The sequence below is a fragment of the Verrucosispora sp. SN26_14.1 genome (assembly GCF_004307965.1).
Taxonomy (GTDB): Bacteria; Actinomycetota; Actinomycetes; order Mycobacteriales; family Micromonosporaceae; genus Micromonospora.
The window spans coordinates 1-8166 of the sequence record NZ_SISL01000270.1; the positions used below are offsets into that span (position 1 = coordinate 1).

An 8166-nucleotide genomic window follows, 5' to 3' on the forward strand; every position below is an offset into this window, starting at 1 on the left:
GCCCAGGAGATCCACAACGAGGTACGCGTCGCCGAGGCGCAGGCCACCGGCGGCAGGGAGCCGCAGGGTCTGCCCGCACCCGAGCCGGTCTCCCCGGGGAGTCTGCTGAACGACCCGGCCGACCAGCGCGAGCGAGGCTGATCCGGAGTCGGTCCGGGCCGGGGTGACCCGGTCCGGACCGGCGTCCGGACAAATGCGAGAAAGGCTCATGAGGCGCTCCGGTGCCTGCCACCATCGGTCCTAGGCGGGTGGTGACCAGGCATCGGGGCGCCTCGGCGTGTCCCGGCACCGCTCGTGGATGAGCGAGGTGACCGATGGATCCGCTGAAACGGTTGTGGTCCCCGCCGGACGTACCCGGGGCACACGACCCCGCCGGGCCGCTCGGCACCCGACGGACCGGTGGGGGCTTCGGCGTCCTGCCCTTCGTCGACGATCCGGGACCACCCGGACCGGCCACCAACGCGAGTTGGGCGTGGTCGCTGCGCCGCCTCGCCCGCGCCGCGGTCTGGCTGCTGCCCGCGTACGCGATCCTCTACGGCGCGGTGGCCATGGCCAGCGACGGCGGGGTGGGCAACGACCCGTACCCGGCCGACGGCCGCGCGGTGTACCTGATCGGCTGGGTCGCCGCGATCTGGCTCGGGCTGCTGGCCCTGCTCGGCCTGGCCGGCCTGCTCGCGGCCACCCGCAGTCGCCGCAGCGCCGTGGCCGGTCTGTTGGTCAGCATCGCCGGCACGGTGCTGATGCTGCCCTTCGCCGGGTTCGCCGAGGACACTCCGGTCTTCGGTGCGACCGCCCGGTCGCTGGTGCTGGTCGGCGCGACCTTCTACAGCGTCGGTTGGCTGCTCACCGGATGGGCGGTGGCGCGGTCGGGGATGTTCAGCATGGGCGACGGCACGATGCTGATGATCGCCAGCCCGCTGCTCGGCCTCGGCGGGGCACTGATCGGCTCCCTGCAGACCTTCGGGGCGATCTTCGTGCTGATCGCCGGCATCGGCATCGCCTACCGTTCCGGCCGGCTGCTGCCCCGGGAGATCCTGCGCGACGCCACCAGCGCCAGCGTCGCGACGGCAGGTCCGACCGGTGTGGGCCCGGCGGGCCCCGGCGGCCCCGGCCCGCTGGGCACGGCATGACCCCCGCCGGATGTAAGGAAGGGACCCTTCCTATACACGAGGCGTTAGTAGGGGGCCCTTCCTTGCGCCGGTCGTCTGCGTCGGGTGTCCGGTACGTCCGCATTTCTTCTGTCCAGTGGTGCTGGCCAGCGCAAAGACCGCTGGCATCTGGCCGTGAATTGGCTGACAACTGGGCCGATTCGGTGGTCGGAACGTGGCATTCGCGGCAATCCTGGTGACCATGGCCACCCCTACGCCACTGTCGCGACTGTTCACCGTCCTGCTGGCCGGCGGGCTCGTCGGCCTCGTCGTGGCGGGCCTCATGCTGCCGGTGAACCTGGTGTTCGGGCTGACCGCCAAGGCGGCACTGGGCAGCTACGCCGAACTGCCGGACGTGCTGCGGACCCCGGCCACCCCGCAGCGCTCCTACCTCTACGCCAACGACGGCAAGACGCTGATCACCACGTTCTACGACGTCAACCGGACGGACGTGACGCTGGACGAGATCGCGCCGGTGATGCGGCAGGCGATCGTGGCCGCCGAGGACCGGCGCTTCTATGACCACAGCGGGGTGGACCTGCGCGGCATGGCGCGCGCCCTGGTCACCAACGTCACCGAGGGCGGCACCGAGCAGGGTGGCTCGACGTTGACCATGCAGTACGTACGCAACGTGCTCAAGACCGACTCGACCCGCACCAGCGAGGAACAGGCCGCGGCCACCGAGCAGACCGTCGGGCGCAAGCTCCAGGAGATCCGGTACGCCAACGCGTTGGAACAGCGCCTCGGCAAGGACGAGATCCTCACCCGCTACCTGAACATCGCGTACTTCGGTTCCGGTGCGTACGGGATCGCCGCCGCCAGTGAGCGCTACTTCTCCAAGGTGCCGGCGGACCTGACCCTCGACGAGGCGGCACTGCTGGCCGGTCTGGTGCAGGCGCCCGAGGCGTACAGCCCGATCGACGGCGACGCCGGCGCGGCGCTGGCCCGGCGCGCGTACGTGCTGGACTCCATGGTCGCGACCGCCGCGATCACCGCGGAGCAGGCCACCGACGCCAAGGCCGAGGAGTTGGACCTGGACCCCAGCGAGCAGGCCAACGGCTGTGCGGCCACCGCCGGTGGTCGGGACGGCTGGGGCTTCTTCTGCGACTACCTGCGCCGGTGGTGGATGGAGCAGCCGCAGTTCGGCGAAACCCCCGCCGAGCGCGAGCAGGCGTTGCGCCGGGGCGGCTACACGGTGGTCACCTCGCTGGACCCGGAGATCCAGGCCACCGCGCAGGAGGAGGCCACCAGCGTGTACGGGTACGGCAATCCGCGCGCCCTGCCGATCGCGGCGGTCGAGCCCGGCACCGGCCGGGTGCTCGCCATGGCGGTCAACCGCCACTACAGCCTCGCGGAGAACCCGGACGGGCAGGCCAACTACCCGAACACGGTGAACCCGCTGATCTCCGGTGGACCTGGCGTGACCGGCTACCAGGGCGGCTCGACGTTCAAGCTGTTCACCATGCTCGCCGCGCTGGAGTCCGGCCGGACGCTGTCCACCGGGTACGACGCGCCGAGCCGGCTGCCCACCCGGTACCCCGGGGAGGGGGACAGCAGTTGCGACGGCCGGTGGTGCCCGGCCAACGCCAATCCGGCCTGGATGGACGGGTACCGGATGATGTGGGACGGCTTCGGCCGCTCCGTGAACACGTACTTCGTCTGGTTGGCCGAGCAGGTCGGGCCGGACAAGGTGGTGGAGATGGCGCAGCGCCTGGGCATCACGTTCCGCGCCGAGGCGGACGCGACCTTCGCCGACCAGCGTGCCGCCGACTGGGGCGCGTTCACCCTGGGGGTGTCCGCCACCACCCCGCTCGACGTGGCCAACGCGTACGCGACGGTGGCGGCGGAGGGGACGTACTGCGCCCCTCTGCCGGTGGTGTCGGTGACCGGCCCGGACGGTGCGCGACTGCCGGTGGGTGACCCCTCCTGCCGGCAGGTGCTCGACGCCGACGTGGCCCGGGCCGCCACGGACGCGGCCCGCTGCCCGGTGGGCCAGCAGTCCGCGTTCGGGCAGTGCAACGGCGGTACCGCCACGGCGGTGAACGGGATCCTGGACGGTCGCCCGGTGGCCGGTAAGACCGGCAGCTCCGACGGTGCCGCCACGGAGAGCTTCGTCGCGTTCACCCCGCAGGTCGCGGTCGCCGGCATCGCGGCGAACCCGGACGACCCGAACGACTCGGTCGGTGCCACCGTGCAGCCCCGGGTGATCTCCGGGGTGGCCCGGATCATCGCCACGGCGGTCGACGGCGAGCCCGAGCAGGCGTTCACCGCGCCCAGCCGGGAGCTGGTGGGTACGCCGCGCCGGCCGGTCGAGCGGGATCCGGGCGTCGACCGCCGGACCGGCGACAATCCGCTGTCCGAGCTGCGTCGCTGGTTCCAGGGCCGAGGCTGATCTCCGCTGCATCTCGCGCGGGGCGTGCCGGCGCACGGTAGTGAAGTTAGGAAGGGTCCCCTGCTATACGCGAGGCGATAGCAGGGGACCCTTCCTTGCGCGCAGGCTCAGCGGCGCGGGCGGTACGTGCTGACGACGCTGGGCAGGCCGCGGCGGATGATGCCCGCCCAGTCGGTGTCGCCGCGCAGCATCGCGGCGGCGGTCTTGCGGGCCTGCTCGGTGGTGAAGTGCGGCGGCATCATCAGTTCGGCCGGGTCCACCAGGGCGTTGATCACCGTCGGACGGTCGGCGCGCAGCGCCCGGTCCCACGCCTGCGACACCTGGTCGGGGTGGTCGACGAGTTCGCCGCGCAACCCCAGCACCTCGCCCCACTGGTGGTAGGCGATGTCGGGCAGTTGCTGGCTGTCCGGGAACATCGGCGTGCCCTCGGTGGAGCGCTGCTCCCAGCTGACGAACGCCAGGTCCCGGTTGTTGAGGACCAGCACCACGAAGCGCGGGTCGGCCCAGCCGCGCCAGTACTTGGCCACGGTGATCAGCTCGTTGACGCCGTTCATCTGCATCGCGCCGTCACCGATCAGGGCGATCAGCGGACGGTCCGGGTGGGCGAACTTCGCCGCCAGGGCGTACGGCATCGCGCCGCCCATGGAGAGTAGGGTGCCGGAGAGGCTGGCCAGCATCCCGGGCCGGACCTGGAGGTGGCGGGCGTACCAGGCGGTGGCGGTGCCGCAGTCGACGGCGAGCATGACGTCGTCCGGCAGCCGGTCACTGAGGCTGGCGAAGAGCATCTGCGGGTTGACCGGGTCGGCCTGCTGCGCGGCCAGGTCCCGCTGGGCCTGTCGCCAGGCGGCGGTGGCGCCGGCGATGCTCTGCCGCCAGCGGGTCGGTCCCGGTCCCGGCCCGAGTTCGCGCAGCAGGGCTCGCAGGGTGGGTGCGGCGTCGCCGGTCAGGTTCACCTCGGTCGGGTAGCGCAGGCCGAGCTGGGTGCCGTCGATGTCGATCTGCACCGCGCGGGCCTGCCCGGGGGCCGGATAGAACTCCGAGTACGGCATGTTGCTGCCCACGATCAGCAGCCGGTCGCACTCCTTCATCAGCTGCCAGCTCGGGCGGGTACCGAGCAGGCCGATGGCGCCGGTGACCCAGGGTTCCCGGTGGTCGACCGTGGTGAACCCGAGCAGCGCGGTGGCCACCCCGGCACCGAGCCGGTGGGCGATTTCGCGGACCTCGTTCTCGGCGCCGAGGGCGCCCTGCCCGACCAGCATGGCCACCCGCTCGCCGCTGCCCAGCACCTCGGCGGCGTGCCGGACGTCGGCCTCCGGCGGTACGGTCGGGCTGCTGCTCGGCACGCTGCTGGTGTGGTAGTAGCCGTGCGCGTGCGGCGGGTCGGGGACGGCGGCGAGGTCCTGCACGTCGAGCGGCAGCACCAGCGCGGTGACGGTACGCCGGGCCAGCGCGGTCCGGCAGGCCCGGTCGACCAGGTGGCGTACCTGGGAGGGGTGGTCGAGTTGGGCGAGGAAGGCCGCCGCGACGTCCTTGTAGAGCGCGAGCAGGTCCACTTCCTGGTAGTAGCCGCCGCCCTCGGCGGTGGTGGCGGTGTGCCCGACCAGCGCCACCACCGGCTGGTGGTCCAGCTTGGCGTCGTAGAGACCGTTGAGGGCGTGGATGGCACCCGGACCGCTGGTGACCAGCACGCAGCCGATCGGCCCGCCGCCGTACTTGACGTGGGCGGACGCGGCGAAGCCGGCGGTCTCCTCGTGGCGTACCTGGACGAACTGCGCCTGCTCGTCGGTGCGTTGCAGGGCGGAGGTCATGCCGTTGATGCCGTCACCGGGGAAGCCGAAGTACCGCCGCACACCCCAGCAGGCGAGCCGCTGCACGATGTGGTCGGCGACGGTGGCGTCCCGGGGTAGTGGCCACGGGTCCGCCGGTACGAGGGTGTGGTCTGCGCTCACCTGGTCCGCCTTTCCGGTCGGGCTCACCCCGCGAAGGGTGGGCCCGGCTTTCCCCGGCTTTCCAGGACAAAACCATGCATTCTTCGGGTACGCCGTCGAGGCGCCCGGCCGACCTACCCGGCTCTCGGGGGGCGGTAGGGGCCGTGCGCCGGGACGTCCGCCGGCAGTGATTCAGCGTTGGCTGACGATGACCCGGGCGGGGCCGTGATGGCCGAGGGCGACGCTCACCGCGTCGGCGGCCTCGATCACCGCGGTCGCCAGGGCCGCCTCCCGGGCGGCCAGGTTGATCGCGGAGAGCGGGCCGGAGATGGAGAGCGCGGCCACGATCTCGCCGGAGGCGTTGCGGATGGGCGCGGCGAGGCAGGCCCGACCGAGGGCGAGTTCCTCCTCCTCGGTCGAGTAGCCGCGCGACCCGCTCGTGGCCAGTTCGGCGTCGAGGCGGTCGTGGTCGGTGATGGTGCGGTGGGTGAACCCGACCAGGTTCTCGCCCAGCAGCACCCGCCGCTGTGCCGGGTCGACGCCGAGCAGTAGTGCCTTGCCCAGGCCGGTGGCGTGCAGCGGGATCGACTGACCGATCAGCGAGAACGCCCGGGGTGCCGAGCGACCCTCGAAGTTGCCCAGGTAGAAGCCCTGGTCGTCGCGACGGATCGCGAGGTTGACGCCGAGACCGTGCTCGGCGGCGAGGTTCTGGGCGGTCTGGCGGGCGGCGCGGTAGACGGGGGACTGGTTGAGGGCCACACCGCCGAGGGTCACCGTCTTCGGACCCAACCGATAGAGGTTGGAGATCGGGTCGCGTTCCACCAGGCCGAGGGATTCCAGGGTGCTCAGCAGCCGGGACGCGGTGGAGACACCGAGCCCGGCCTGCCGCGCCACGTCGGTGACCCGCAACTCGGGGCGCCCGAGCAGGAAGGCGTCGAGGATCGCCACTGCTCGCAGGATGCTCTGATTCGATCCGTTGTCGGAAGTCACGTGCGTCCTCTGATATCGGGTTGCGGCATCGACACTGTAGCGGCCGGCCGGGCCAATCTCGGTTTCAGACCTGGGTATTTCGGCCCCGGATCCGGGCGGTCAACGCCAGTGACACCGGGACGTCGAAGGGCAGTGACGAGTGCCCCAGCGCCGACCGCGCGTGCCGCCCCCGGTCGCCGAAGACGTCCCGCAGCAGCTCCGAGGCGGTGTCGGCGACCGGGACGTGGTCGGTGAACGCGGGCGTGGCGTTGATCGCCACGGTGAGCGTCAACAACTGCTCCACGTCGTCGAGCGAACCGGCGGCGGCGCGCAGTGTGGCGAGCAGGTTCAGCGTCGCCTGGCGTACCGCCGCCTGCCCGTCCGGCACGCTCAGCTCGGCGCCGAGCTTGCCGGTGGGCAGCGGGTGCCCCGGGCGGACCGGGCCGTGTCCGGAGAGGACGGCCAGGTCGCCGCTGACCACCACCGTGTCGTACGCCCCGGAGGCGGTACGGGCCGGTGGCAGCGTGATGCCGAGGTCGGCGAGGCGGCGCTCGGGGGAGGTGTCCTCGGTGCCGCTCATCCGCGCGTGCCCCAGTCCGTGCTGATCGCGGCGGCCCGCTCGGCACTGATCGTGCCCGCCGTCGGTGCCTCGGCGAGGTGCCGGATCAGCGTGACCGTCCGGTCCCGGACCGCCTCGAAGAGTTTGCGGCCCTTCTCCACGTCGTGCTTGGCCGGGTCGCCGAGCGCGCCGTTGGTGCTGAACTCGGCCAGCGACCGGGGCGTGAACCCGCCGACGGCCCGGTCCGGGATGGCCTGGCCGCGCAGCAGCTCGTGTGCCGAGGGCAGCAGGGGAGCGGGGCCGCCCAGTTCCTCGGTCACCACCACGTCCGGCACCAGGTGCAGCGCCAGGCTCGTCTCCACCTCGCAGGCGTGGCCGTACATCTCGGACTGGGCGATGTCCACCACCACGTCGCGGCCCATCATCGACCAGTGGACCACTGCCACGGTGTGCCCGGTGCGCTGCTTGTACTCGGTCAGGAAGGCGGGCAGGAAGGCCAGGTTCCCGCCGTGGCCGTTCATGATGACGAACCGTTCCAGGCCGTGCCGGGCCAGGCTGGACAGGTAGTCCTCCAGCAGCGAGCAGAGGGTGCTCACCCGGGCGGTCAGGGTGCCGGGGAAGTCCATGTGGTGCGGGGAGAAGCCGACCGGGATCGGTGGCGTCATCAGGGCCGTACCGTCGGCGGCGGCGACCACCTCCTCGGCCAGCCGTTCCGCGATCCGGTAGTCGATGCCGGCCTTCAGGGCGGGGCCGTGCTGCTCGGTGGCGCCGAACGGGATGACACCGACGGTGGCCGTGGTCAGCGCCTCGCGTACCTGCGGCCAGGTCATGTGGTGGAGTCGGTAGTCGTTGATCACGGTGCTCCTTCGTCGGTGTGCGGGACGTCGGCCGGGAACGGGTGCGGGGCGAAGACGTTGGGTGAGCCGCCGGTGTGCAGGAACAGCCACGAGCCGGGACGGTCGTCGGCGAGCAGCGCCGCCATCGCCTTGCTGTTGTAGGTCAGGTCGAGGAACGCGCCGCTGGCCCGCGCGGTGGCCCGTTGTGCGGCGACGGCCGCCTCGGTGGGCACCCCGTGGCCGCCCCCGAGTTGGCCGTCGGTGACCTCCAGGTCCACCTCGTCGAGCAGGGCGGCGGGCAGCCCGACCCGGTCGAGCGCGGCGGCCGCCCGGT

6 protein-coding genes and 2 pseudogenes are annotated in these 8166 nt (G+C 72.2%); 3 read left to right on the forward strand and 5 right to left on the reverse strand.

The genetic code is table 11. From position 1 onward, the window contains the following. From EYA84_RS21195 to EYA84_RS21205, 3 genes and pseudogenes are all read left to right on the forward strand, one after another. Positions 1 to 141 (forward strand): annotated as a pseudogene (locus tag EYA84_RS21195) (SPFH/Band 7/PHB domain protein); the annotation flags it as partial. A 173-nt stretch (positions 142 to 314) separates the two neighbouring features. Beyond that, positions 315 to 1130, forward strand: coding sequence for a hypothetical protein (locus EYA84_RS21200; protein WP_131054794.1), 816 nt, complete (start codon positions 315 to 317; stop codon positions 1128 to 1130). A 220-nt stretch (positions 1131 to 1350) separates the two neighbouring features. Next, positions 1351 to 3540 (forward strand): transglycosylase domain-containing protein, encoded by a 2190-nt coding sequence (locus tag EYA84_RS21205; RefSeq protein WP_131054799.1) that lies wholly within the window; start codon positions 1351 to 1353, stop codon positions 3538 to 3540. Positions 3541 to 3647: 107 nt separating this feature from the next. On the opposite strand, the gene EYA84_RS21210 is transcribed toward EYA84_RS21205, so the two are convergent. The 5 genes and pseudogenes from EYA84_RS21210 to EYA84_RS32595 form a co-directional block, all read right to left on the reverse strand. Further along, positions 3648 to 5489: a thiamine pyrophosphate-requiring protein gene (locus tag EYA84_RS21210; RefSeq protein WP_131054795.1), complete on the reverse strand. Its 1842-nt coding sequence runs from the start codon at positions 5487 to 5489 to the stop codon at positions 3648 to 3650. A gap of 171 nt (positions 5490 to 5660) precedes the next feature. After that, positions 5661 to 6458 carry an IclR family transcriptional regulator gene (locus tag EYA84_RS21215; RefSeq protein WP_131054796.1) on the reverse strand — a complete coding sequence of 266 codons (798 nt, stop codon included), beginning with the start codon at positions 6456 to 6458 and terminating at the stop codon, positions 5661 to 5663. Positions 6459 to 6522: 64 nt separating this feature from the next. Beyond that, the gene (locus EYA84_RS21220; protein WP_131054797.1) at positions 6523 to 7017 is read right to left on the reverse strand and encodes a RidA family protein; all 495 of its coding nucleotides are present in this window, start codon (positions 7015 to 7017) and stop codon (positions 6523 to 6525) included. Further along, a complete protein-coding gene (locus EYA84_RS21225; RefSeq protein ID WP_161595010.1) occupies positions 7014 to 7853 on the reverse strand; it encodes a creatininase family protein in 840 nt (279 codons plus the stop codon). The genes EYA84_RS21220 and EYA84_RS21225 overlap by 4 nt, the downstream gene beginning before the upstream one ends. Then, positions 7850 to 8166 (reverse strand): annotated as a pseudogene (locus EYA84_RS32595) (hypothetical protein); the annotation flags it as partial. The gene EYA84_RS21225 and the pseudogene EYA84_RS32595, both read right to left, overlap by 4 nt.

Bases quoted from the DNA above. Each gene is read 5' to 3' on its own strand.
- EYA84_RS21205 (WP_131054799.1), top strand. From the start codon at position 1,351: ATGGCCACCCCTACGCCACTGTCGCGACTGTTCACCGTCCTGCTGGCC.
- EYA84_RS21200 (WP_131054794.1), top strand. From the start codon at position 315: ATGGATCCGCTGAAACGGTTGTGGTCCCCGCCGGACGTACCCGGGGCA.
- EYA84_RS21220 (WP_131054797.1), bottom strand. From the start codon at position 7,017: ATGAGCGGCACCGAGGACACCTCCCCCGAGCGCCGCCTCGCCGACCTC.